This is a genomic window from Methylobacterium sp. FW306-05-D (assembly GCF_058782155.1).
In genome coordinates this window covers 178,519-203,972 of record NZ_JBYSXL010000001.1, presented here as the reverse complement: position 1 = coordinate 203,972, position 25,454 = coordinate 178,519, and the positions used below count along the sequence as shown (strand labels likewise).

Here is a 25,454-nt window from a genome sequence, read left to right as displayed (position 1 = left end):
CAGGCTTGGACTTGCTTCTGGCATAGGCTCGATTCACCGACGACCCCGGCACGGTAGACGAGATGTGCTTGCAGGCGTGTAAACGGCTGCTGCGTCTGCGGGCGTGCCGGGTCCACCCTGACGACGTCGATGCCCTCCATTGCATCGTGGCGCGATCCTGCTAAGACCCGACCCATGCTGAAGGATCGAGCCAGATTGTACGCACGGCTGACGCCGCCGTAGCCGCCGCTCTCCCGAAGGCTGTCTTCTCCCCCGAGACCCCGTCATGCCCGGCCCGCACCGGTGCCGGGATTCCCGATTCGATTCCCTGCTGCCTAAGGGGCGCGGGGACGATTGGACGTCCGTACCCATGTCCCTGACCAACCTGCGGAGCCAGTGGGCTCCCGATATCACGCGCGAAATCCTGGCCGGCACCGTGGTCGCCCTGGCCCTGATCCCGGAAGCCATCGCCTTCTCGCTCATCGCCGGCGTCGATCCGAAGGTCGGACTCTACGCCTCGTTCTGCATCGCGGTGATCACCGCCTTCGCGGGCGGTCGCCCGGCGATGATCTCCGCCGCCACCGGGGCCATGGCCCTGGTCATGGTGAGCCTCGTCAAGGATCACGGCCTCGGTCATCTCTTCGCCGCCACGATCCTGACCGGGGTGCTGCAGATCGGCGCCGGCGCCCTGCGGCTCGGCAACCTGATGCGCTTCGTCTCCCGCTCCGTGGTCACCGGCTTCGTCAACGCCTTGGCGATCCTGATCTTCCTGGCACAGATGCCCGAACTGATCGGGCAGGGGACCACCGTCTACCTCATGACGGCACTCGGCCTCGGGCTGATCTACGGGCTTCCCTACCTCACCAAGGCAGTGCCCTCGCCGCTGGTCACCATCCTGGTCCTCACCGCGGTCTCGATGGCCATGGGCCTGCCGATCCACAAGGTGGGCGACATGGGCGCCCTGCCCACCGAACTGCCGGTCTTCGCCCTGCCGCAGGTGCCGCTCACCTGGGAGGCCCTGCGGATCATCCTGCCCTACGCGCTGACGCTGACCATGGTCGGCCTGCTGGAGAGCCTGATGACCGCCGCGATCCTCGACGAGATGACCGATACCGGCTCTGACAAGAATCGCGAATGCGCAGGTCAGGGCCTCGCGAACATCGGCGCCGGCCTGTTCGGCGGGATGGCGGGCTGCGCGATGATCGGCCAATCGGTGATCAATGTCTCGTCGGGCGGCCGCGGCCGGCTCTCGACGCTCTGGGCCGGGGCGTTCCTGCTCTTCCTGATCGTGGTGCTCGGGCCCTACGTGGCGCAGATTCCGATGGCGGCGCTGGTGGCGGTGATGATCATGGTCTCGATCAACACCTTCCAGTGGGGATCGCTCAAGACCCTCGCGACGCATCCGAAGAGTTCGAGCCTCGTGATGGTCGGAACCGTCGCCGTGGTGGTGGCGACCCACGACCTCGCCAAGGGAGTTCTCTTCGGCGTCGTGCTCAGCGGCCTCCTCTTCGCCCACAAGGTCACGCGCTATGTCTCGGTGGCATCCGAGCGAAGCGGCACGATCAGGACCTATCGCGTCACCGGGCAGATCTTCTTCGCCACGGCGGAGGCTTTCCACGGCGCCTTCGACTTCCGCGAGACCGGACTGACGGGAATCGTCGTCGACCTGACGACGGCCCATTTCTGGGACGTCACCGCCGTGAATGCCCTGGATCGGATGGTCCTGAAGTTCCGCCACCATGGTATCGCGGTGGAGATCGTGGGCATGAACGACGCCACCGCCACGATGGTGGAACGCCTCGGCACCCATCACAAGCCGGGAGCGGCCCTGGCGGCCGGTGGCCACTGAGGCATAGGCTGGCCCGCAAACTGCAGCGCCCCCCGCAGCGGATGCGGGCCGGCACGGTGCCCCGGTGCCATTGACCGTACGAAGTCTGGTCCGAAATCAGGCCACGCCATCGCGCATCCGTCGCGCTGGCACGATAGATAGATGCTGGTGCGAGCGGTCGCCCCTGGCGCAAGCTGGGAGCGGACTTCGCCTGGATGCGAGGAGAGATTGGCCATGAGCGCGCTTCACCCGGAAATCGCCGCCGTCACGGCGCGCGTGGTCGAACGCTCCGGACCGACCCGGAAGGCCTATCTCGATCTGATCGCACGGGAGCGCGACTCGGGCGTCCACCGCCCGATGCTGAATTGCGGGAATCTCGCGCACGGCTTCGCCGCTTCGGGCGAGGACAAGGCGGTCATCAAGTCGGGCCGGGCGATGAACATCGCCATCGTGACCGCATACAACGACATGCTCTCGGCGCATCAGCCCTACGGCCGCTACCCGGAGCAGATGAAGCTGTTCGCCCGGGAGGTCGGGGCCACCGCACAGGTGGCCGGCGGCGTCCCGGCCATGTGCGACGGGGTCACGCAAGGCCAGCGCGGCATGGAGCTGTCACTGTTCTCGCGCGACACCATCGCGCTTTCCACCGCCGTGGCGCTCAGCCACGGCATGTTCGACGGCGCGGCGCTGCTGGGCATCTGCGACAAGATCGTTCCCGGCCTGCTCATCGGCGCGCTGCGCTTCGGCCACCTGCCGATGATCCTGATTCCGGCCGGGCCGATGCCCTCGGGGCTCGCCAACAAGGAGAAGCAGCGCATTCGCCAGCTCTACGCCGAGGGCAAGGTCGGCCGCGACGAGCTGCTGGAGAGCGAATCGGCCTCGTATCACGGCGCCGGCACCTGCACCTTCTACGGCACCGCCAACTCGAACCAGATGATGATGGACGTGATGGGCCTGCACATGCCCGGCGCCTCCTTCATCAATCCGGGCACGAAGCTCCGTCAGGCCGTCACCCGCGCGGCGGTTCATCGCCTGTCCGAGATCGGCGCCAACGGCAACGATTACCGCCCCCTCGGCCGCTGCCTCGACGAGAAGGCGATCGTGAATGCGGTGGTCGGCCTGCTGGCCACGGGCGGCTCGACCAACCATGCCATCCACCTGCCCGCCATCGCGCGGGCGGCCGGTATCGTCCTGGACTGGGCGGATTTCGACCGGCTCTCGGCGGTGGTGCCGCAGGTGGCCAAGGTCTATCCGAACGGCTCGGGCGACGTGAATCATTTCCACGCGGCCGGCGGCATGTCCTACGTCATTGCCAGCCTGATCGATGCCGGGCTGCTGCACGACGACATCCTCACGGTGGCGGGCACAAAGCTGCGCGATCACGCCCGTGATCCGAAGCTGATCGACGACGCCCTCGTCTTCGAGGATGCGCCCGAGCGCTCGCACGACGAGACCATCCTGCGCAGCCCCGCCAATGCCTTCCAGCCGGATGGAGGCATGCGGCTGGTGAAGGGCAATCTCGGCCGGGCCACCTTCAAGACCAGCGCCGTCGATCCCGCGCGCTGGACCATCGAGGCTCCGGCCCGCGTCTTCGACGATCAGGACGACGTCATGGCGGCCTTCAAGGGCGGCGAGCTTGAGCGCGACGTGGTGGTCGTGGTGCGCTTCCAGGGGCCGCGCGCCAACGGCATGCCCGAACTGCACAAGCTCACGCCGCAGCTCGGTGTGCTGCAGGACCGCGGATTTCGCGTCGCCCTCGTCACCGACGGGCGGATGTCGGGCGCCTCCGGCAAGGTGCCGGCGGCGATCCATCTCAGTCCCGAAGCCCTCGGCGGCGGCCCGCTGGCCCGAATCCGCGACGGGGACATGGTGCGCCTGAGCGTGGAGGACGGCTCCCTGGAGGCTCTGGTCGATCCTGCCGAGTGGGAAGCCCGCGAGGCGGCAACCGCGCCGCTGCCGGCCTTCGGCACGGGGCGCGAGCTCTTCGCCTTCATGCGCCATGGTGCCGATGGTGCCGAGCAGGGCGCCTCCGCCATGCTCGCCGCCGCCGGTCTCTGATCCTCCCGCCTCCGCTGCCAAGGATGCCGCCCATGACCTCCACCATCGATGCCCTGATGCGATCCGTCCCCGTCATCCCGGTGCTGGTGGTGGAAGACGTAGCCCAGGCCGAGCCGATCGCCCGTGCCCTGGTGGCGGGCGGGCTGACCGCCCTCGAGGTCACCCTGCGGACCCCGGCGGCGCTCGACGTGATCCGCGCCATGTCTCGGGTGGAGGGCGCCGTGGTGGGAGCCGGCACGGTGCTCAACCCGCGCGACCTCGACGCGGCCATGGACGCCGGCGCGCAGTTCATTGTCAGCCCCGGCCTGACCGATCCGCTGACCCGCGCCGCTCTCGCCCGTGGCGTCCCTTATCTGCCAGGGGTCGCGAACGCGGCCGACATCATGCGCGGCCTCGACCATGGCCTCGACCGGTTCAAGTTCTTCCCCGCCGAGGCCGCCGGTGGCATCAAGGCGCTCAAGGCTCTCGCCGGCCCGTTCGGGCAGGTCCGGTTCTGCCCGACCGGGGGCATCTCCGAAGCGACCGCGCCGGATTGGCTGGCCCTGAAGCCGGTGCTCTGCGTCGGCGGAAGCTGGGTCGTCCCGTCGGGCGTGCCGGAGCCGGATCTCATCCGGCGCTCGGCCGAGGCGGCGAGTCGTCTCCGGGCCGCCTGAGGGCCGCCGGAGCGGCCCGACCCAACCGGAGGCCCCGCTTGATTGTGGCGGGAAAAGGGCTAGCGTCTCCTGACGAGCGCTGGAAGCGGCACGTCGCGGCCCGGGGTTTTAATCCTCGGATCGCCTGCGTGCCCTCAAGTCTGGCATGCCTCGTGCACACCTGCTCAAGCTGAACCAGGCTCCTGGTTGCCAGAGCGGAGCGTCATCGGACGCGGCGGTGGGGGGAAGCGATGCAATCCAGGCTCACCACGTACATCTTCGTCGGCATGCTGCTCGGAATCGTCGTCGGCTACCTCTGCAACATCACCTGGCCGGACCCGCAGACCTCCAAGGAGATTTCTGGATACATCGCGCTGATCAGCGACGTCTTCCTGCGTCTGATCAAGATGATCATCGCGCCGCTGGTGTTCTCCACCCTCGTCGTCGGCATCGCCCATATGGGCGATACCGCCTCGGTGGGTCGCGTCGGCGGCAAGGCGATGCTCTGGTTCGTCGGCGCTTCGCTGTGCTCGCTGCTTCTCGGTCTGGTGATGGTCAACATCCTCCGGCCCGGCGACAACCTGAACCTGCCGCTGCCCGATGCCGGGGCGACCACGAACCTGAAGGCCGCGTCCCTCTCCCTGAAGGAGTTCGTCACCCACCTCGTGCCGAAAAGCCCGGTCGAGGCGATGGCCAACAACGAGATCCTCCAGATCGTCGTGTTCTCGATCTTCTTCGGCGTGGCCCTGGCGGCCCTCGGCGAGAAGGGCAAGTTGCTCGCGCAAGGCATCGAGGGCCTCGCCGACGTGATGCTCAAGATCACCGGCTACGTCATGGGCTTCGCGCCGATCGCCGTCTTCGCCGCGATCGCGGCCACGATCACGACCCAGGGGATCGGGGTGCTCGTCACCTACGGCAAGTTCATGCTGGAATTCTACTTCAGCCTCGCGCTCCTGTGGTGCGTCCTCGCCCTGGCCGGCTTCGCCCTCGTCGGCTCGGCGATGAAGCGCCTCCTCGACCTGATCAAGGAGCCGTTCCTGCTGGCCTTCTCGACCGCCTCGAGCGAGGCGGCCTATCCGAAGACCCTGACGAACCTCGAGCGCTTCGGCGTGCCGAACAAGATCACCTCGTTCGTGCTGCCGATGGGCTACTCGTTCAATCTCGACGGATCGATGATGTACTGCACCTTCGCGGTAATGTTCATCGCCCAGGCCTACAACATCCCCCTGACCCTCGGGCAGCAACTCACCATGCTGCTACTCCTGATGGTGACCTCGAAGGGGATGGCGGGCGTCCCGCGCGCGTCCCTGGTGGTGATCTCGGCCACGCTGACCACCTTCCATATCCCGGAGGCCGGGCTGCTCCTCATCATCGGCATCGATCAGTTCCTCGACATGGGACGATCGGCCACCAACGTCCTGGGCAACAGCGTGGCGACCGTGGCGGTGGCCAAGTGGGAGGGGCAGCTGACGCTCACCGACCAGCGCCTGGATCGCGACGTCAGCCCCTTGCCGGAGCCGGCGGAATAGCGGATCGGCGTGTGAGCGTCGCCCCGCTGCCGTCGCCGTCGACCGGGTTCCGTTTCACGTCGAGGTCGGACATGCCAGCACGTCGCGTCATCATCGGGCTCCTGGCGGGACTGGGCCTCCTGGCTGGGAGCGCTCCGGCCTCGGCGATCGACGTCCTGGCCGGTACGCTGAAGACGATCGGCCAGACCGGCACCGTGCGGCTAGGCTATCGCGAGAGTTCCCTGCCGTTCTCGTTCAAGGACGGCGCCGGGCAGCCGGTCGGCTACGCCCTCGACCTCTGCCTGGAGATCGTGGACGACATCGGCAAGGAACTCGGACGCAGCGACCTCAAGGTACAGTACGAGCCCGTGACGTCGGAGACGCGGATCGAGGCGCTGACGTCCGGCCGGATCGATTTCGAATGCGGCTCGACCACGGCCAATGCCGAGCGGCGCAAGCTGGTGGCGTTCTCGCCGGTCACCTACTTCAGCGCCACCAAACTTCTGGTGAAGCGCGGCGCCTCGGTCGGTTCGTTCCGAGACCTCGCCGGGCGCACCGTGGCGGTGACCGCCGGCACCACCAACGAGGTCGCCCTGCGCGCGCTGTTCGCCCGCCTCGGCATTCCTGCCACCCTTGTCACCGGGCACGACCATGCCGAGTCCTTCGCGATGGTCCGGGACGGGCGGGCCGATGCCCTCGGTCTCGACGATGTCCTGCTCTACGGCCTGATCGCGGCCGCCCCCGACGGCTCGGCCTATACCGTACTGCCGGACAAACTGTCCTTCGAACCTTACGGGCTGATGTTCCGCAAGGACGATCCCCAGATTGCCGGCCTCGTCACCACGACCTTTCAGCGCCTCGCCGAATCCCGCGAGCTGCGCTGGATCTACGACCGCTGGTTCTTGAAGCGCCTCCCCAACGGAGTCCGCCTAAACGTGCCGATGTCGGACGAGCTGCATACAAACTTTCAGGTGATCGGCCTCCAGGACTGATCTTCGAGCCTTTCGAGCGACCATCGCGATGGATTCTGTCCTACCGCCGAGCGTTCGAGAGGGGGTGCGGGTCGTCGATCGCCCCCGCATTTCGAATCGTCGTGAAGGCCCCGGAGCCGATCCATCGGCAGGATCGGTGTCCGTTATCCCCGACGGGCCCTCCGCAAAGCCCTGACCGGACCTATGGGCACCTGCCGCGATTCTGACCATGGTCTCCCATGGTCGAGGGCCGGGCCGGCCTGCGCAATGTGTCAAAAATCACAGATTATTCCGTATTTTCGGGGACTTGCCGCCACGCTCCGACCGGGGGGCGGACGGTCCACCGACTCTGACCCGCGAAAAACCTGCCCTCGGAACAGTCACTTAGCCACCTGCCGAACGTTGCAACGCCGCAACAGCGCCCCGGAACCGCCACGCCGATCACGATTCCGAGTTGCCGCCGGGAACCCGCTCGCACAGAGTGATCGTGCGCTGGGGGCAACGCCAGGGCAGCAAGACAATTTCCAGCGGTCAACGCTCGGTCATTCAAGAACAAAGGGCCACGCGACTTCGGGATCCATAGAGATCCTAGGCGCAGTAAGCCTTCCCTCGGGTCTCGAAGCTTTTGGAGATATCAATGAAGCTCTTGAAGAGCTCGCTTCTCGCCTCCGCGGCAGGGTTTGCTGCGGTCGCCGGAGCACAGGCAGCCGACCTTCCGGTCAAGAAGGCTGTGCCGATCGAATACGTCCGCGTCTGCTCCGCCTACGGCGCCGGCTTCTTCTACATCCCGGGCACCGACACCTGCATCCGTCTCTCGGGCCGCGCCCGCCTCGACATCGGCTACCAGCCGACCGGCACGCGCAGTTCGAACGGCTCGCAGGGTGACACGACCGGCTACATCGGCCTCGCCCGCATCAACGTCGATGCCCGCACGCAGACCGCCTACGGCACCCTCCGCGCCTTCGTGCGTCTCCAGTTCTCCTCGCGCACCGGCGCCACCGGCGGTCTGCGCTCCGGCACCCAGGAGCGCATCGGCAACGCCTTCGGTGCCACCGGCCAGGATCAGAGCGGCCGCGTCCAGCAGTTCGTGAACACCGACAAGGCGTTCATTCAGTTCGCCGGCCTCACCGCCGGTCGCGCTTCGTCGTTCTTCGACTTCTACGCCCACGACTTCGAGTTCGCCGGCGCGACCGCCAACTCGGACCTGCAGTCCACCAACCTGCTCGCCTACACGAGCAAGCTGGGTGACAGCGGCCTCTCGGCCACCGTCTCGTTGGAAGATCCGTCCTTCCGCCGCAACACGATCTTCTCGCAGGAGTCGCAGGCTGTTGGCGCCCCCTCGCGCGTGCTGGTCACGACGAACGCACTGGGTGTCCCGACCTTCTCGACGGTGGACGTGTCTCAGCGCAACCGCATGCCCGATTTCGTCGGTGTGCTGCGCTATGACGCCGCCTGGGGCTCTGCGCAGCTCTCGGCTGCTGTCAAGGAGCTTAACACCAGCAATGTCATCGGAAACCCGACCATCGCAGGCAGCGCTAACGGCTTCGCCGGCGGTCTCATCGGTCCGGGTCCGTCCGCTTCCAGCGAGTACGGCTGGGCCGTGCAGGGCGGTGTGAAGATCAACATGCCCTTCATCGCCCCGGGCGACACCCTGTACCTGCAGGGCGCCTACGGCGAGGGCGCGACCCTCTACACCGGTTACTCTTCGTACAACGGCAGCTACACCTCGCGCGCCAGCACCATCAACGGTGCTCCGTTCGATCCCTACATGGCCGATGCCACGCTCAACCCGCTCACGGGCAAGATCGAGCTGTCCACCAGCTTCACGGCGGTCGCCTCGTTCCTGCATTACTGGTCGCCTGAGTGGCGTTCGGCCGTGTTCGGCAGCTACGGCGAGATGAACTTCGCTCGCGGTGCTCGCGAGGCGAATGCCCTTGCCTATGCCGGCTCGGCTTTCGCTACAAACGCCAACACGGCCACGTTCATCGGCGCGCCGGGCAGCCGTTCCTTCGCCCTCAGCCCTGTGCTGCGCGACAACTACCAGTTCGTGGCTGGTGGCAGCATCATCTGGTCACCGGTGAAGGACCTCGATATCGGTCTCGAGGGCTTCTACACCAAGATCGGCGCTACCAACGGGCGGATCATCGACCAGACCAACAACGGTACGCTCACGGCTGCGGCGATCAATGCCGGCGCTGCGGTCCGCACGGTGTCTTCGCAGGACACCTTCCAGATCCGCGGCCGCGTCCAGCGCGACTTCTAAGCCGACGGAACGGCACGATCCGGGCTCCCCGCGAGCCCGGATTTCTACAGATCCGAACCTTCGAGACATGCGAACTGGCCCGGCTGAAAAGTCGGGCCTTTTTGCATGGGCATCCCTCCTGCAACGTCCCGGGTTGGGGCGGAAACTACGCAGGGTGGGCGAGCGGCACGGGGTTTGCCAGGGGGAGGTGCGTTCCCAGCTTGGACAGCGCGAAAACAACGATTGCGGCGGCCCGCGCCGCTGCTACGTTGCCCACCTCAGTCCCGTCGATCCCCATTGTGACGATCGACCTCCCGGAGCCAGCCCGCAGATGCGTTCGTGCCACCAGAGATCCACCCTGTCCGCCGTCGCCGTCAGCCTCGGGCTGTCGGTGCTCGCGGCAGGGAGCGCCCAGGCGCAAGAGCTCACCGGAACCTTGAAGAAGATCAAGGAAACCAATGCGATCACCATCGGGTATCGGGATGCGTCGGTGCCGTTTTCCTACCTGGACGGCGATCAGAAGCCGGTCGGCTACGCCCTCGAAATCTGTCAGAAGATTGCCGAGGCGGTGAAGACGAACCTCAAGCTGCCGAATCTCGAGGTCAAGCTGAATCCGGTCACCTCGGCGACCCGCATTCCGCTGATTGCCAACGGCACCATCGACCTCGAGTGCGGTTCGACGACGAACAATGCGGACCGCCAGAAGCAGGCGTCCTTCACCAACACCCACTTCCTGACGGCCACGCGGTTCGTGGCGAAGAAGTCGGCCAAACTCGATAAGATCGACGATCTGAAGGGCAAGACCGTGGTCTCGACCTCGGGCACCACCAATATCCGCCAGATCAACGAGGCCAACACGGCGCGCAATCTCGGCCTGACCATCCTTCCCGCCAAGGATCACGCCGAGGCCTTCCTGATGGTCGAGACCGGCCGCGCCGTCGCCTTCGTCATGGACGACGTGCTGCTCGCCTCGCTCGCCGCCAGCTCGAAGGAGCCGGGCGCCTACGCGATTTCCAGCGAAGCGCTGTCCAAGCCCGAACCCTACGGCATCATGCTCCGCAAGGACGATGCGCCCTTCAAGGCCGTGGCCGACGAGGCCACCGCCAAGCTCTACAAGAGCGCCGAGGGCAAGGCGCTGTACGACAAGTGGTTCACGAAGCCGATTCCGCCGCGCGGCATCAACCTGAACCTCCCGATGAGCGAGGCCATGGCGAAGCAGTTCGCCTCGCCGAGCGACAGTGCCGACCCGGCCGCCTACTGAGCCGACCACAACCGTCTTCGGTGCCCGGACGCCTCGCCCCTCACGGGGCGGGGCGTTCTGCTGTCGAGGGTAGGGCACAGGCTTGATCCATCGGCGTGCCCCGCACGATGAGCCGCTCCATGGTGGCGAATAGCACCGGCCACTCGATCGGCTTGGCCACATGGGCATCCATGCCCGCGGAGCGGCAGCGCTCTATCTCCTCGGGCATGGCGTTGGCGGTGAGGGCGATGATCGGCGTCCGGGGACGATCTTCCTGCCGTTCGCGGACACGAATCGCCTGGGTCGCCGCGAGGCCGTCCTGCCCCGGCATCTGTACGTCCATCAGGATCAGGTCCGGGCGTTCCGGTTCGAAGGCCGCCGTCACGGCGCGCTCGCCGTCATCCACCACGGTGACCGCATGTCCTTTCTGGCGCAGCACCGTGCCGATGATTTCCTGGTTGATGGAATTGTCCTCGGCCAACAGGACGCGCCAATGCGCGGCGGAGGGCTTCTGAAGTGTGGCGCATTGCTGCGCGAGCCCGGCCGCGGGCTCATCCTCGGCTGCGGCCAGGCGCAGCGGGACCTCAAACCAGAATGTAGAGCCTTCGCCGATGTGGCTTTCTGCGCCGATCTCGCCTCCCATCAGGTGCACGAGCCGCTTGCAGATCGTCAGGCCCAGACCGGTGCCGCCGTACTGTCGGGAGGTCGCTTGGTCGGCCTGGATGAACCGCTCGAACAGGTGAGGCAGCACGTCCGGTGCAATGCCGATTCCCGTATCGACGACCGCGATGCGAAGGGTCGACGGCCGAAGTGGCGTGGTCTTGAGGGGCGGCTGCCATCGCACCCGCAGGGTGACGGAGCCGTGCGGCGTGAACTTGATCGCATTGGTCGTCAGGTTGAGGATGATCTGCCGCAGACGCATCGGGTCGCCGACGACCCGGTCCGGAACGTCCGACCCAATATCTGTGGCCAGGCGCGATCCGCGGCCCTGCACGCACTCGGCGCTGAGTTCTCGGCAGCTCTCGATCAGTGCGGTCAGGCCGAAGGGCAGAGACTCGATCTCGAGACGACCGGCTTCTATCTTCGAGAAGTCGAGGATGTCGTTGACGATCTTCAGCAGCGAGTGCCCCGATTCCTGGGCGAGCGCGACGAGCCGCGTCTGGGCCGGACCAAGCGAGGCGTCGTCCCGCAGGATGTCGTGCACGCCGAGAATGCCGGCCAGCGGAGTCCGCAATTCGTGGCTCATATTGGCCAGGAACTCGGCCTTCGCCCGCACGGCAGCCTCGGCGGCGGCCCGGGCGCGGTGAAGGTCGACCTCCTGTTCGTGGCGCTGAGAGACGTCGCGGATCGCGTGGATGATCTGAATGTCACCCTGCTCCTCGATGCACCGGAAGGCGGCCTCGACCCAGAGATCGTGGCCGGCTCGGTGCCGCATCCGATAGACCACCGAGCCGGTCGGCTGTTTCGGTTCGAGGGCGTGCAGCGTGGCCGACAGGTTGGCGATGTCCTCGGGGTGAACGAGGGGGCGCAGGCCGATGCGGTTGGCCTCCTCGATGTCGTAGCCGAGCATGCTCGTCACCGCAGGTGAGATGTAGAGATGGCGCCCGTTGGCATCGTCCAGGACGATGAGGTCCGAGGTATAGTCGGCCAGGAGACGATAACGCGCTTCGCTCTCCCGAAGCCGCTCGTCGGCGCGGCGTCGCTCGGTCACGTCCGTCAGGGTCTGGACGTGGCCGTCGCCTACCAGCATCGGCACGGAGCGCGTCTCGATCACGCGGCCATCGGTGCGGTTGCGCTCCAAGCGGAGTTCGGTGGTGCGCCGCTCGTCGTCGAGGCGCCAGACGCTCGGAGCTTCGACGGCCGTCCCCCAGGTTCCCCTCTCACGCAGGTGCCGGCGCAGGGTCCGGTAGTCCGGGCCGGCGGCGATCACCTCGGGCGGGACGTCCAAGAGTTCGATGGCGCGGCGATTGATGATCGGGATGCGGCCCTTGCCGTCGATCATCAGGAGGCCTTCATCCATGCTCTCCAGGGTGGCTTCCAGCAGGGCGGATTTCTCGGCGAGGGCCCGCTCGACCGATTTCAGCTCGGTGACGTCGGCGAAGACGCCGAAGATGGAGCCGCGAAGGGCTGTCTGCGCGGCCATTCCCGTTTCGCCCTGGCAACTGCCGCGAACCTGCACTTCCCGGATCTCCCCCGAGGGACGCACCAGCCGCAGGGCGACGTCGAAACCCTCGCCCCGACGGATCGCGCCTGCGATCCGTCGGGAGACGGTGGCGCGGTCGTCGGGATGGCAGGCGGCGATACTGCTCTGGATCGTCGGAGCGAAGGTCTGCGGATCGAGCCCGTGGATGCGGTAGACCTCTTCGGACCAGGTCATGGCGCGCGAGGGGATATGCAGGTGCCAGTGGCCTACATGGGCTACATTCTCGGCCATGACGAGGAGACGGTTCGCTTCCCGCGCTTCGGCATCGGTAAGCTTCAGGTGACGAAGGTCGCGCAGGCTGACATGGACCCGCCGCACGGCCCCGGTACCCGGCTCGGGCAGCGGGACGAAGACCATCTCCGTAGCGCCGGCGGCGGCCGATGGGCTGGTCTGATGATCCTGGGTTCGCAGACCCGCACCCGTGGCGACCGCACGATCCATCCCAGCGCGCACTTGTACGACCTGCGACGCCGGCAGCAACGCAGTGAGTTCGCAGCCGATCGCGTCGTTCCCTCGGCCGACGGCTCTGACCGCTGCCGCATTCCAGGCTGCAAGATGAAATTCGCCGGCGGGCGAACGCGTGAAGACGAATTGCCGATCCGGTGAGGCCTCGAACAGTGCCTGCAGCGCATCGGCCGCGGCGAAACCCGCCGTTTCAGCGCCGCCTCGTCCGCCGCGCAGGAGTGCATGCCCGATCCGCCGGATCTTGCCGAGCCACGGCCGGCGTACCGTCATGCAACGCCTCCGGCTCGCGCGTTCCGTTTCCGCGTGAGGATCTGCGCGATGCCGACCACGACGATCGCAGACAATGCGCCGGCGATCTCGGTCGCGTGGGGAATGGGTGCGGTCGTACCGAGGATCAGCGGGTCGGTGGCGATCATCTCTCCGGCGATCCAGCCGAGAAGCGCGGCTCCCGCCCAGAGGATGAGCGGGAAGCGGACGAGCAGGGCGGTGATCAGAGAGGCGCCCATGATGATCAGCGGGATCGAGAGCAGGAGCCCGAACACGAACAGAATCGTATGACCCTTCGCGGCAGCGGCCACGGCGACCACGTTGTCGAGGCTCATCACCGCGTCGGCGATGGCGATGGTCCGGACCGCTCGCCACAGTGTCGTGCTCTCGGCCACCGTCGGATCGGCCTCGTCCTCGCCGACGGCGAGTTTCACCGCGATGACGAGGAGAAGGATGCCTCCGAAGATCCGCAGCAGCGGAATCGCCAGTAAGGATGAAACCACCAGCGCGAACACGATGCGCAGGAGAACCGCGGTGCCGGCGCCCAGCAGGATCCCGGTCCGCCGATGTGTTTCGGGAAGAGACCGGCAGGCGAGGGCGATGACGACCGCGTTGTCGCCCGAGAGCAGCAGGTCGATCCACACGATCTGCAGGATGGCCAGGAAGAACTGCGGATCGCTCACGTCCATCGCATCTCTCGGCATCGTCGGCCTGACGGAACGGCCAAGCAATACGGGTTCGGGTAGCGCATCCGGACGGTTCCGCACAGGCGGCAAAAGGCGGATGTCGCCGTCATGCGATACAACTTCGAGGTGTGACCAATAAATCGGTGATACCGTCGGGAGGGTGGTGCGGCCGGGCAGGGCTTCGGGTCGGTGCCTGCCCCCCGGGACGTCGCCGGGATCGATCACGAAAGCTGCGGACCCTCCCTCGGCGTTCGGTGATATCCTTCCGACTTCGTTGGCCCACGCGCCCCACCACGAGCGCATGGCATGGGACCGACCCCCGGGCCCTGATCGCTTCCGCGCATGCCTCCTGTGGTCATCCTGCGCCACCGCCGGAACGAGGGTGCGGCAGCGAGGGAAACCGCGCATTCTGAAAGGCTTCGCGCCTTGACTTCGGGTGACGCGGGGTCGCATTGCACAAACATGGGGGATGGTGCTTCCGTCCCGCCGGGCTGACATTCCTTTGAAAGCCTCTAAGGTCCCGCCGGCCCTTGCCGCACGGGTGGGATCAGGGTCACCCGGCGCAATCATGCTTGGAGTTTGACACTTGGCGAACACGGCAGCCGATCCCGACAGCTCCCACGGCGCGCCGGACGGCACGCGTCGCGATTTCATGTTTCTCGCGACGGGGGCGGGTCTCGCCGTCGGTGCCGGTGCCTTGGCCTGGCCCTTCGTGGCCTCGATGGCGCCGGATGCCGAGACGATCGCGGCCGGCGCTCCCCTGGAGGTCGACCTGACGCCGATCCAGGAAGGCCAGATCGTCAACGTGTTCTGGCGCGGCAAACTCATCTTCGTGCGCAGTCGCTCGGAGAAGGAGATCAAGGAAGCTTCCGAGGTGAAGCTCTCCGACCTCATCGATCCGCAGCCGGACTCGGCCCGCGTGAAGCAGGGCCACGCCAAGTGGCTCGTGGTCTACGGCAACTGCACGCATCTCGGCTGCGTGCCGATCGGCTATCAGGGACAGTACGAGGGCTGGTCCTGCCCCTGCCACGGCTCTCTCTACGATACGTCCGGCCGGGTGCGCCGGGGTCCCGCCCCGACGAACCTGCCTATTCCGCCCTACGTCTTCGAGTCGGATTCCAAGATCCGGATCGGAGAAGAGGGCGGAAAGGCCGTCGCCTGACGCCCTGAAACAGGATTTGGAGCGGGTCGCCCCATGAGTGGACACGGCAATACCTACGTTCCCAAGAGCGCCTTGGCGAAGTGGTTCGAATCGCGCCTGCCCCTGATCGGGCTGGTGCATTCGTCCTTCGTTTCCTTCCCGGTGCCGCGGAACCTCAACTATTTCTGGACCTTCGGCGCGATCCTCATCGCCATGCTGGTGTCACAGATCGTCACCGGCGTCTGGCTGGCGATGCACTACGATCCCTCCGCCGCCAACGCGTTCAACTCCGTCGAGCACATCATGCGCGACGTGAATTACGGCTGGCTGCTGCGCTACATGCACGCCAACGGCGCGTCGATGTTCTTCGTGGCCGTCTACGTCCACATCTTCCGGGCGCTGTATTACGGATCGTACAAGGCGCCCCGCGAGGTGCTCTACATCCTAGGCGTGATCATCTACCTGCTGATGATGGCGACGGCCTTCCTCGGCTACACCCTGCCGTGGGGCCAGATGAGCTTCTGGGGTGCGACCGTCATCACCAACATTTTGGCGGCAATCCCGGTCGTCGGCGACACCATCCAGAGCCTGCTCTGGGGCGGCTACTCGGTCGGCAACCCGACCCTGAACCGCTTCTTCTCGCTGCACTACCTGCTGCCCTTCATGATCACCGGCGTCGTGATCCTGCACGTCTGGGCACTGCACGTGACGGGCCAGAACAACCCGGCCGGTATCCCGATCAAGTCGGGCAAGGACGCGGTGGCCTTCACCCCCTACGCCACGATCAAGGACGTCTTCGCCTCGGTCGTGTTCTTCGCCTTCTTCGCCTACTGGATCTTCTATCAGCCGAACTATCTTGGTCACGCCGACAACTACGTTCCGGCCAACCCGGCCGTGACGCCCGCTCACATCGTTCCGGAATGGTACTTCCTGCCGTTCTACGCGATCCTGCGCGCGGTGCCGGACAAGCTCGGCGGCGTCATCCTGATGTTCAGCGCGGTCCTGATCCTGGCGCTCGCGCCGTGGCTGGACACCTCGCGGGTCCGCTCGTGCAACTACCGCCCGATCTACCGTCAGTTCTTCTGGCTCTTCGTGGTGGTCACCATTCTGCTCGGCTGGCTCGGCGCCAAGCCGCCGGAGGGGGGCTACGTGATCGCGGCGCGGATCTGCACGGCCTACTACTTCCTGCACTTCCTTCTCGTGATGCCGCTCGTCGGCCTGTTCGAGACGCCGAAGGCTCTTCCCGGCTCGATCCTCGAGACCGTGACGGGACCCAGCAAACAGGTTGGCGGGTCCGGCATGCCGGTGGGTGCCGCGGCCGCACCGTCGTCCAAGGGTTGAGGGCAGGGGACTTTTGAGAACCATGAAAACGACCCGTCTCCTGGCTGCGTCCCTGCTCGCGGCCGTCATGAGCGTCACCGTCGCGTCCGCGGATGAGGGAACCCCTCACCCGCCCCGCGAGAAGTGGAGCTTCGCCGGAACCTTCGGTCGGTTCGATCAGGCCCAGCTTCAGCGCGGCTTCCAAGTTTACAAGGAAGTCTGCTCGAGCTGCCACAGCATGAGCCTGGTGCGCTTCCGTAACCTCTCGGAGGAGGGGGGCCCCGGCTTCACCACCGGGCAGGTGAAGGAGCTCGCCGCCCAGTACAAGGTGAAGGAGCAGAACGATGCGGGTGAGGACGTCGATCGTCCCGCCCGTGCCGCCGACGCCTTCCCGTCGCCCTTCCCGAACGAAAAGGCGGCGGCTGCCGCCAATGGGGGCAAGGCGCCGCCCGACTTCTCGGTGCTCGCCAAGGCGCGTACCTACGAGCGCGGCTTTCCCTGGTTCGTGTTCGACGCGATGCCGTTCATCGGCTTCTCCGAGCAGGGCGTGGACTACATCCACGCGCTCCTGAACGGCTACGAGGATCCGCCGGAAGGCAAGGAGATCCCGGCGGGAACGTACTACAACAAGTACTATGCCGGACATCTGATCGCGATGCCGAAGCCGATCAGCGACGGCCAGGTGACCTACGCCAAGAACGACAAGGGTGAGCCGGTCGTGCCCGAGACGGTCGATCAGTATTCCCGCGACGTCGCGGCGTTCATGGCCTGGGCTGCCGAGCCGCACATGATGGCGCGCAAGGCTCTCGGCCTGCGTGTGATCCTGTTCCTGCTCGTGCTCGCCGGTCTGCTCTACTACGTGAAGAAGAAGATCTGGGCGAAGGTCGGTGGCGAGGTCCACGGCCTCCAGCCGGAGCTGCACAAGACCTACTGATCCGGTACGGGCGGTCCGCCGGGCCGCCCGCCCTTCGTTGACACGGCCAGCGCCGGCGCCCCAAGGAGGGGCGACCGGCGCGAATGTTATGGAGAGCAGGATGACGGCAGCGGTGCTCGGCGTGATGGGCGGGTCCGGGGTCTACGACCTGCCCGGACTCGAGGATGTCCGCGAAGAGCGGATCGCGTCCCCCTGGGGCGAGCCCTCCGACGCCCTGCGCATCGGCCGCATCGGCGAGACCAAGGTGGTGTTCCTGGCGCGCCACGGGCGCGGCCACCGCTTCTCGCCCTCGGGCATCAATTACCGCGCGAACATCGACGTCCTGAAGAGGGCCGGCGTCACCGACCTCGTCTCGCTCTCGGCCTGCGGCTCGTTCAAGGCCGAGCTTCATCCCGGCCTGTTCGTCCTCGTCGACCAATTCGTCGACCGGACCCATGGCCGTGCGGCGTCGTTCTTCGGCGATGGCTGCGTGGCCCACGTCTCCCTGGCCCATCCGGTCGGTCCAGGCCTGCAGGCCCGTATCGCGGCCGCGGCGCAGGCGGAGGACATCGCTGTCCACCGGGACGGAACCTACGTCTGCATGGAGGGGCCGCAGTTCTCCACCTACGCCGAATCCACCACCTACAAGGCGCTGGGATACGACGTGATCGGCATGACCAACATGCCGGAGGCCAAGCTCGCCCGCGAGGCCGAGATCACCTACGCGACGATCGCCATGGTGACCGACTTCGACTGCTGGCATCCGACCCACGATGCGGTCGATGTCGCAGCCGTCGTCGCAGTGGCACGTGCCAATGCCGACAAGGCCGCCCGCCTCGTCGCCCGCCTCGCCCGAGACTTCCCGGCCGAGCGCGAGCCGTGCCCCGTCGGTACCGAGCGTGCTCTGGACGGCGCGATCATGACCGCTCCGGCGCAGCGCGATCCGGCCCTTCTCGCCAAGCTCGACGCCGTGGCCGGACGCGTCCTGAATCGCTGAGCGGGCCGGAGCGCCGGTGAATTCGGCGCGACCTGCCCTTCCCGGGACTCGCTCTTCCCTCTAGAAGGCGGGATCGTCCCCGAACCGGAACCGACCCGTGACCCAAGAGGCCCAGCGCGCCGCCCGCATCAGCCGCAAGACGGCGGAGACCGACGTGCAGGTCGCGCTCGACCTCGACGGAACGGGGCGAGCCCAGGTCTCGACGGGGGTCGGCTTCTTCGACCACATGCTCGAGCTGTTCGCGCGCCATGCGCTGTTCGACCTCGACGTAGCGGTCACGGGCGACCTCCATGTCGACCATCATCACACGGTGGAGGATACCGGCATCGCTCTCGGACAGGCCTTCGCCCAGGCGCTTTCCGACAAGCGCGGCATCGGCCGCTACGCCGATCTTCATCTGCCCATGGACGAGACCCTGACCCGGGTCGCCGTCGATATTTCAGGTCGGCCCTTCCTCGTCTTCCGGACGGAGTTCCGGGTCGAGAAGATCGGGCAGTTCGACACCGAACTCGTGCGCGAGTGGTTCCAGGCCTTCGCGATGAATGCCGGCATCACACTGCATGTCGAGACGCTGTACGGCGACAATGCCCACCATATCGCCGAGAGCTGCTTCAAAGGCTTGGCCCGCGCCTTGCGGCAGGCTGTAACGATCGATCCCCGCGAGGGTGGCCGCGTTCCCTCGACGAAGGGATCACTCTGATCCGCATTCCGGGTCGGAAGGGAGGATGCGAGACGTGATGCGCACCTATACGTTGCACCCCGCGCGGGGTGCCCTTGTCGGCGAGGCCCATGGCCTCGAGCGGGCGCACCTGGTGCCGGACGGCTTCTCCTGGCCGGCCTTCGCCTTCGGTCCGGTCTGGTTCTTCTTCCATCGCCTCTGGCTCGCCGGTCTCGGCGTGCTGGCGCTGCTCGCCCTCCTGGCGTTCGGCGGGCGGTTCCTTGGGCTCACCCCCATCGCCGCCTTCGTCATTACACTCCTGGTGTCGATCCTGATCGGCCTGGAGGCTTCGTCCCTTCGACGCTGGACCTATGCCCGGGCCGGACGTCCGGTGCGAGACGCGGTCACCGCCGCCAATGCCGAGGAGGCCGAGATGAAGGCCGCCGCGCGCTGGCTCGACGGTGCCCCCATTGCGCGGACGGGACCGGCCCCTCACGTCGGCGTCTCCGTGCCGCCGAGTGATCTCGCCATCGGCATGTTCCCCTTCAGCGAGGGTCGACGGTGAGCGTGGAGACCGTCGCGATCATCGATTACGGCTCGGGCAACCTGCATTCGGCAGCCAAGGCCTTCGAGCGGGCGGCCCGCGAGGCCGGCCTCGACGAGACCCGCATTGTCCTGACCAGCGAGGCCGACGCGGTCGCCGGCGCCGACCGGGTGGTGCTGCCCGGTGTCGGTGCCTACGCCGATTGCCGCCGCGGCCTCGATGCCGTGACCGGCATGGTCGAGGCCATGACCCACGCGGCGCACACCCGTGGGCGTCCCTTCCTGGGTATCTGCGTCGGCATGCAGCTCCTGGCGACCCGCGGGCTGGAGCACGCCATCACCGGCGGGCTCGGCTGGATTCCCGGCGACGTCGGACCGATCCAGCCGGCCGACCCCGGCCTCAAGGTTCCCCACATGGGCTGGAACACCCTCGAAATCGACCGGCCGCATGCGCTCCTGTCGGACATTCCGACGGGCGAGGGCGGTCTGCACGCCTACTTCGTGCACAGCTACGCGCTGTCGCCGGAGCGGACGGAGGATCGGGTCGCCCACAGCGACTACGGGGGCCCCGTCACCGCGATGGTGGCACGCGACAACGTCGCCGGCACCCAGTTCCACCCGGAGAAGAGCCAGCGCCTCGGTCTCGCTTTCCTCGCAAACTTTCTGCGCTGGCGCCCCTGAGGCGCGGACCCCACCTTTGACCCGTCCCACCCGAAAGCGAACCGACGCGTGATCCTGTTTCCGGCCATCGATCTCAAGGAAGGGCGTTGTGTCCGCCTCGTACAGGGCGACATGACGCAAGCCATCGTGTTCAGCGACGATCCGGCCGCCCAGGCCGCGGTCTTCGAGGAGCAGGGCTTTTCCTGGCTCCACGTGGTCGACCTCGACGGCGCCTTCGCGGGTGCGCCCATGAACGCCGGTGCCGTCGATGCGATCCTGGCGCGGACCAAACTGCCTGTGCAACTCGGTGGCGGCATCCGCGAAATGCGCACCCTGGAGGCCTGGATCGCCAAGGGCGTCAGCCGGGTCATCATCGGCACCGCCGCTGTGCGCGACCCCGCCTTCGTACGCGAAGCCGCGCGCCTCTACCCGGGCAAGATCGCCGTCGGCATCGATGCGAAGGACGGCCGCGTCGCCGTCGAGGGCTGGGCCACAACCTCGAGCATGACGGCGGAGGAACTCGGCCGCCGGTTCGAGGATGCCGGGGTCGCGGCGATCATCTACACGGACATCGCCCGGGACGGCATCCTGAAGGGCCTCAACATCGAGATGACCCTTGGCCTCGCCCGGGCGGTGACGATCCCGGTGATCGCCTCCGGCGGCCTCGCTTCGATCGAGGACGTCCACCGCATCCTGGAGCCCGATTGCGCGCTGCTGGCCGGCGCCATCACGGGACGCGCCCTGTATGACGGCCGGATCGATCCGCGCGAAGCCCTGGCCGCGATTCGGCGCGCCACCGGCGGGACCGACGCCGCCCCAGCGGCCTGACTCCTTTCAGAGGCCGCCCGTGCTCAAGACCCGCATCATCCCCTGCCTCGACGTCAAGGACGGTCGCGTCGTGAAAGGTGTCCAGTTCCTTGAACTGCGCGATGCCGGCGACCCCGTCGAGGCGGCCAAGGCGTACGACGCGGCGGGCGCCGACGAACTGTGCTTCCTCGACATCACGGCGAGCCACGAGGATCGAGGAACGCTCCTCGATGTCGTCAGTCGCACGGCCGAGGCCTGCTTCATGCCCCTCACCGTCGGCGGCGGCATCCGCACGGTGGCGGATATCCGGACCCTCCTACTGGCCGGGGCCGACAAGGTCTCGATCAACACGGCGGCCGTGAACGATCCCGACTTCGTCGCCCGCGGGGCGGAGAAGTTCGGCAGCCAGTGCATCGTCGTGGCGATCGACGCCAAGCGCACTTCCGGGCCCGACGAGCCTCCGGAATGGCAGATCTTCACCCATGGTGGGCGCAAGCCGACCGGGATCGACGCCATCGCCTTCGCCCGCACCGTCACCGCCCGCGGTGCCGGCGAATTGCTCGTGACCTCGATGGATCGTGACGGGATGCGCTCCGGCTACGATATCGGCCTGACGCGGGCCATCTCCGATGCCGTTTCCGTACCGGTCATCGCATCGGGCGGCGTCGGCGGCCTCGACGATCTGGTGGCGGGCGTGCGCGAAGGCGGCGCCAGCGCGGTGCTGGCGGCTTCGATCTTCCATTTCGGGCAGCACAGCGTGTCCGAAGCCAAGGCTCACATGGCCGCAGCCGGCCTTTCCATGCGCCTCGATCTCTGAGCCCGACTTCCGCACCCCTTGCGTCATGATCCATCGTGCCGCACGGTCGGGCGCACGGCACGATAGGCCCGGTTTCCCCGGGACCAGGATGGTATGACCCAGTTCACGCTCAGCGATCTTGAAGGGCTCGTCGCCGACCGCGCGGCGGCCTCGCCCGAGACCTCCTACACGGCAAAGCTCCTCTCCGGCGGCCCGGCCAAGGCCGCCAAGAAGCTCGGCGAGGAAGCGGTCGAGGCAGCAATTGCCGCCGTGCAGGGCGACCGCGCCGGCCTCGTCAGCGAGGCGGCGGACGTCCTGTATCACCTCTTGGTCGTCCTGCGGGGCGGCGAGGTTTCCCTGGACGAGGTGCTGGCGGAACTTGAGAGGCGTACGAGGCAGAGCGGGATCGCCGAGAAGGCCTCCCGGAGCCCTGCGTGAACGCCGAGCCGCCTTTCGCCGCGTCGCCCCTGTCCGTGACGTCCGTGCCGACGGCTCGGACCGAGCGGCCAGTCGCCAAGGGCCAGGACCCGGTGACCGGAGAGGGCTCCGAGCGGCTGTCGCCCTACCGCCTGTTCACCCGCGAAGAATGGGCGCAACTGCGTGCGGATACGCCCCTGACGCTCGCGGCGGAGGAGGTGGCGCGCCTGCAATCCCTCAACGATCCGATTTCGGTCGAGGAGGTGGAGGCGATCTACCTGCCGCTCTCGCGGCTGCTGTCGCTCTACGTCGCGGCGACCCAAGGACTGTTCAAGGCGACCCAGCGCTTCCTGCTCGCCGAGCACGAGACGAAGGTGCCCTACATCATCGGTCTCGCCGGCTCGGTCGCCGTGGGCAAATCGACCTCCGCCCGGGTGCTCGCCGCCCTGCTGGCGCGCTGGCCGAACACACCGAAGGTCGACCTCATCACCACCGATGGGTTCCTGCTGTCCAATGCCGAGCTGAAGCGCATGGGCGCGATGGAGCGGAAGGGCTTTCCCGAGAGCTACGACACCGCCGCGCTGCTGCGTTTCCTGACCGATATCAAGGCCGGCAAGAAGCGGGTCGCGGCTCCTCTCTACTCCCATCTCGTCTACGATGTGGTGGAGGGCGAGGAGCGCATCATCGAATCTCCCGATATCCTCATCGTCGAGGGCCTGAACGTCCTGCAGCCGGCACGCCTGCCGCGCGACGGCACCGCGATCCCGTTCGTCTCGGATTTCTTCGATTTCTCGATCTACCTCGACGGCCACGAGGACGACCTGCACCGCTGGTACGTCAATCGCTTCCTGCGCCTGCGCCAGACTGCCTTCCGCGATCCCCTGTCCTACTTCCGCAAATATGCCGAGGTGACGGAGGCCGAGGCGATCGAAATCGCCGATACGCTGTGGACGACGATCAACCTGCCGAACCTGCGCGACAACATCCTGCCGACCCGGCAGCGGGCCGGCCTGATCCTCGCCAAGGGGGCCAGCCACCGCATCGAGTCGGTGGCCCTACGCCGCCTCTGAGATCGCCGGCCGTCCGGCACCTAACCCAGCGGATAGGCCGCTTCGACCACGTAGGGACCGCCGCCCTTCGATTCCCGGGCCGAGAACAGCGCGACGCGGTCCGCTGTGAACGTCAGCGGTGTGAACAGGCCGCGCTCGCCGAGATAGCCGGCGACGTCCTCGGCACCGGCCTCGCGGCGCAGGCGGGCGAGGGTGACGTGCGGCGTGAACTTGCGGCGCTCCGGCTCCGCTCCGGCCTCGCGGGCCAGCCGTTCCTGTTCGGCCTGCAGGTCGAGGAGCTCCGGGTTCGGTGCCACCGTGGCGAGGATCGCTCGCGGCCTGTCGCCGCCGAAGCTCGCCAAGCCGTCGAGGGTCACCGCGATGGGAGAGCGGACCCGGGCGTCGATCAGGCGCTCGTGCAGCGCCTCCGCGACCTCGACCTCCACGTCTCCGAGGAAGCGAAGGGTGATGTGATAGTCCGACGGCTCGATCCAGCGGCTCCCGCGCAGGGCCCCACGCTTCAAGGCCAGCGCCTCGGCGATGGTGGAGGGGATCTCCAGGCCGGTGAACAGGCGCGGCACGGGCTCAGCGGGCCTGCGGCTTGAGGCGGTCGAGAAAGGTTTCCACGGTCGGAAGCATGCCGGCCACGATCGTCTCCACGCCCTTCGCATTGGGGTGCAGCCCGTCATCGAGATGGGCCTGGCGGTCGCCGACGATGCCCTCGAGGAAGAAGGGGTAGAGGACGAGGTCGTAGCGCTTGGCGAGGTCCGGATAGATCGCGTCGAAGCGGTCAACGTAGTCCGGGCCGAGGTTGGGCGATGCTTTCATACCCGCCAGAAGGACGGGGATACCCCGCGCTTTCAGCCGGGCGATCATCGCGTCGAGGGCCTTGCGAGTCACGGCCGGGTCGGTACCCCGCAGCATGTCGTTGGCGCCGAGTTCGAGGATGACGCCGTCCGTTCCGTCCGGAACCGACCAGTCGAGACGATCGAGTCCGCCCGTCGTGGTGTCGCCGGAGACGCCTGCATTCGCCACCGCGACCACACGCCCCCGCGCCTTCAGGGCGCGTTCGAGCACCACCGGGAAAGCCGCGCTCGCAGGGAGACGGTAACCGGCCGTCAGGCTATCGCCGAAGGCCACGAGGTTGACGGGAGCCACGTCCGGCGCAGCGCGAAGGGGGAGCGGGGCGAGGCCGAGTGCGGCAAAGAGCGTCATCAGCGCAGCGAGCCCGAAACCGGCATGGCGCGCCGCGCGCGGGCGGACCATATCGGCGAGGCGTGAGACTCCACACAGACCCATTCGTTCACAGCTCCGACCCTGCACCTACGCTGACACCAACTGCTCACAGATCGGTCGCCCGTTGAAGTCCGACAACCCCACCGCGCCGACGGCGCAGACCATCGCCCTCTCCGATATCGACCTGAGCCTCGGCCGCGGTGCCGCCCGCGTGCATGTCCTGCGCGGCATTTCCCTCGACGTGGCGGCGGGCGAGGCGGTCGGTCTTGTCGGCCCGTCGGGCTCCGGCAAGTCGACCCTGCTGATGGTGATGGCTGGTCTCGAGCGCCCCGATGCGGGCCGCATCGTGGTGGAGGGCACCGATCTTGGACGTCTTGACGAGGATGCCCTGGCGCGCTTCCGCGGACGCCGCATCGGCATCGTGTTCCAGGCCTTTCATCTGGTTCCGACGATGACCGCCCTGGAGAACGTGGCGCTGCCCCTCGAACTCGCAGACCAGCCCGACGCGCACCGCCGGGCCCAGGCCGAACTGGAAGCGGTCGGCCTCGGTCATCGTCTGCACCACTATCCGGCCCAGCTCTCGGGGGGCGAGCAGCAACGCGTCGCCATCGCACGGGCCATCGCGCCCGACCCGGCGATCCTCGTGGCCGACGAGCCCACCGGCAACCTCGACGAGGCCACCGGACGTCAGATCGTCGACCTGCTCTTCGCGCTCAAGCGCGACCGCGGCGCGACGCTCGTGCTGGTGACCCACGATCCCGGTCTCGCACGCCTCTGCGACCGCACCGTTCGCCTCCGCTCCGGTCGGGTGGAAGCGCCGGCTCCGGCCCAGGCCTGA

The 25,454-nt window shown here is 67.2% G+C and carries 23 protein-coding genes; 19 read left to right on the top strand and 4 right to left on the bottom strand.

Annotated features, from left to right (window positions below; all coding sequences use genetic code 11):
• The first annotated feature begins 349 nt into the window (after positions 1-349).
• From AC3WLN_RS00965 to AC3WLN_RS00935, 7 genes are all read left to right on the top strand, one after another.
• Positions 350-1,828, top strand: coding sequence for a SulP family inorganic anion transporter (locus AC3WLN_RS00965; RefSeq protein ID WP_492478980.1), 1,479 nt, complete (start codon positions 350-352; stop codon positions 1,826-1,828).
• Between the two features lie 213 nt (positions 1,829-2,041).
• Entirely contained in the window at positions 2,042-3,865 is a 1,824-nt protein-coding gene (gene edd / locus AC3WLN_RS00960; protein ID WP_492478979.1) for a phosphogluconate dehydratase, read from the top strand.
• 32 nt (positions 3,866-3,897) lie between these two features.
• The gene (eda, locus tag AC3WLN_RS00955) at positions 3,898-4,518 is read left to right on the top strand and encodes a bifunctional 4-hydroxy-2-oxoglutarate aldolase/2-dehydro-3-deoxy-phosphogluconate aldolase (protein ID WP_492478977.1); all 621 of its coding nucleotides are present in this window, start codon (positions 3,898-3,900) and stop codon (positions 4,516-4,518) included.
• A 230-nt stretch (positions 4,519-4,748) separates the two neighbouring features.
• Positions 4,749-6,026: a dicarboxylate/amino acid:cation symporter gene (locus tag AC3WLN_RS00950; RefSeq protein ID WP_492478976.1), complete on the top strand. Its 1,278-nt coding sequence runs from the start codon at positions 4,749-4,751 to the stop codon at positions 6,024-6,026.
• A gap of 71 nt (positions 6,027-6,097) precedes the next feature.
• Entirely contained in the window at positions 6,098-6,997 is a 900-nt protein-coding gene (locus tag AC3WLN_RS00945) for an amino acid ABC transporter substrate-binding protein (RefSeq protein WP_492478975.1), read from the top strand.
• A gap of 616 nt (positions 6,998-7,613) precedes the next feature.
• On the top strand, positions 7,614-9,239 hold the full coding sequence (locus AC3WLN_RS00940; RefSeq protein WP_492478974.1) for a porin: 1,626 nt from the start codon (positions 7,614-7,616) through the stop codon (positions 9,237-9,239).
• Positions 9,240-9,549: 310 nt separating this feature from the next.
• A complete protein-coding gene (locus AC3WLN_RS00935) occupies positions 9,550-10,479 on the top strand; it encodes an amino acid ABC transporter substrate-binding protein (protein ID WP_492479029.1) in 930 nt (309 codons plus the stop codon).
• Between the two features lie 40 nt (positions 10,480-10,519).
• Here AC3WLN_RS00935 and AC3WLN_RS00930 read toward each other — a convergent pair whose 3' ends face one another.
• Positions 10,520-13,396, bottom strand: coding sequence for an ATP-binding protein (locus AC3WLN_RS00930; protein ID WP_492478973.1), 2,877 nt, complete (start codon positions 13,394-13,396; stop codon positions 10,520-10,522).
• On the bottom strand, positions 13,393-14,082 hold the full coding sequence (locus AC3WLN_RS00925; RefSeq protein WP_492479027.1) for a TerC family protein: 690 nt from the start codon (positions 14,080-14,082) through the stop codon (positions 13,393-13,395). The genes AC3WLN_RS00930 and AC3WLN_RS00925 overlap by 4 nt, the downstream gene beginning before the upstream one ends.
• A 583-nt stretch (positions 14,083-14,665) precedes the next feature.
• Here AC3WLN_RS00925 and petA point away from each other — a divergent pair.
• The 11 genes from petA (at position 14,666) to coaA (ending at position 23,401) form a co-directional block, all read left to right on the top strand.
• A complete protein-coding gene (gene petA, locus AC3WLN_RS00920) occupies positions 14,666-15,241 on the top strand; it encodes a ubiquinol-cytochrome c reductase iron-sulfur subunit (RefSeq protein ID WP_492478972.1) in 576 nt (191 codons plus the stop codon).
• Positions 15,242-15,274: 33 nt separating this feature from the next.
• Positions 15,275-16,561 (top strand): cytochrome b, encoded by a 1,287-nt coding sequence (locus AC3WLN_RS00915; protein WP_492478971.1) that lies wholly within the window; start codon positions 15,275-15,277, stop codon positions 16,559-16,561.
• 22 nt (positions 16,562-16,583) lie between these two features.
• The gene (locus tag AC3WLN_RS00910) at positions 16,584-17,474 is read left to right on the top strand and encodes a cytochrome c1 (protein ID WP_492478970.1); all 891 of its coding nucleotides are present in this window, start codon (positions 16,584-16,586) and stop codon (positions 17,472-17,474) included.
• Positions 17,475-17,574: 100 nt separating this feature from the next.
• Positions 17,575-18,450, top strand: coding sequence for an S-methyl-5'-thioadenosine phosphorylase (locus AC3WLN_RS00905; protein ID WP_492478969.1), 876 nt, complete (start codon positions 17,575-17,577; stop codon positions 18,448-18,450).
• A 97-nt stretch (positions 18,451-18,547) separates the two neighbouring features.
• Positions 18,548-19,150, top strand: coding sequence for an imidazoleglycerol-phosphate dehydratase HisB (gene hisB, locus AC3WLN_RS00900; protein ID WP_492478968.1), 603 nt, complete (start codon positions 18,548-18,550; stop codon positions 19,148-19,150).
• Between the two features lie 37 nt (positions 19,151-19,187).
• The gene (locus AC3WLN_RS00895; RefSeq protein ID WP_492479025.1) at positions 19,188-19,673 is read left to right on the top strand and encodes a DUF2628 domain-containing protein; all 486 of its coding nucleotides are present in this window, start codon (positions 19,188-19,190) and stop codon (positions 19,671-19,673) included.
• On the top strand, positions 19,670-20,332 hold the full coding sequence (hisH, locus tag AC3WLN_RS00890; RefSeq protein ID WP_492478966.1) for an imidazole glycerol phosphate synthase subunit HisH: 663 nt from the start codon (positions 19,670-19,672) through the stop codon (positions 20,330-20,332). Before AC3WLN_RS00895 ends, hisH begins: the two co-directional genes overlap by 4 nt.
• A gap of 48 nt (positions 20,333-20,380) precedes the next feature.
• A complete protein-coding gene (hisA, locus tag AC3WLN_RS00885) occupies positions 20,381-21,139 on the top strand; it encodes a 1-(5-phosphoribosyl)-5-[(5-phosphoribosylamino)methylideneamino]imidazole-4-carboxamide isomerase (protein ID WP_492478965.1) in 759 nt (252 codons plus the stop codon).
• Between the two features lie 19 nt (positions 21,140-21,158).
• On the top strand, positions 21,159-21,935 hold the full coding sequence (gene hisF / locus AC3WLN_RS00880; RefSeq protein WP_492478963.1) for an imidazole glycerol phosphate synthase subunit HisF: 777 nt from the start codon (positions 21,159-21,161) through the stop codon (positions 21,933-21,935).
• Between the two features lie 93 nt (positions 21,936-22,028).
• Entirely contained in the window at positions 22,029-22,352 is a 324-nt protein-coding gene (locus tag AC3WLN_RS00875; RefSeq protein WP_492478962.1) for a phosphoribosyl-ATP diphosphatase, read from the top strand.
• Positions 22,353-22,396: 44 nt separating this feature from the next.
• Positions 22,397-23,401: a type I pantothenate kinase gene (gene coaA / locus AC3WLN_RS00870; RefSeq protein ID WP_492479024.1), complete on the top strand. Its 1,005-nt coding sequence runs from the start codon at positions 22,397-22,399 to the stop codon at positions 23,399-23,401.
• A 20-nt stretch (positions 23,402-23,421) separates the two neighbouring features.
• Here coaA and thpR read toward each other — a convergent pair whose 3' ends face one another.
• Entirely contained in the window at positions 23,422-23,961 is a 540-nt protein-coding gene (gene thpR, locus AC3WLN_RS00865) for an RNA 2',3'-cyclic phosphodiesterase (protein ID WP_492478960.1), read from the bottom strand.
• A gap of 4 nt (positions 23,962-23,965) precedes the next feature.
• Positions 23,966-24,646 (bottom strand): arylesterase, encoded by a 681-nt coding sequence (locus tag AC3WLN_RS00860; RefSeq protein WP_492479023.1) that lies wholly within the window; start codon positions 24,644-24,646, stop codon positions 23,966-23,968.
• A gap of 94 nt (positions 24,647-24,740) precedes the next feature.
• Between AC3WLN_RS00860 and AC3WLN_RS00855 the strand changes: the two genes are divergently transcribed.
• On the top strand, positions 24,741-25,454 hold the full coding sequence (locus AC3WLN_RS00855) for an ABC transporter ATP-binding protein (protein ID WP_492478959.1): 714 nt from the start codon (positions 24,741-24,743) through the stop codon (positions 25,452-25,454).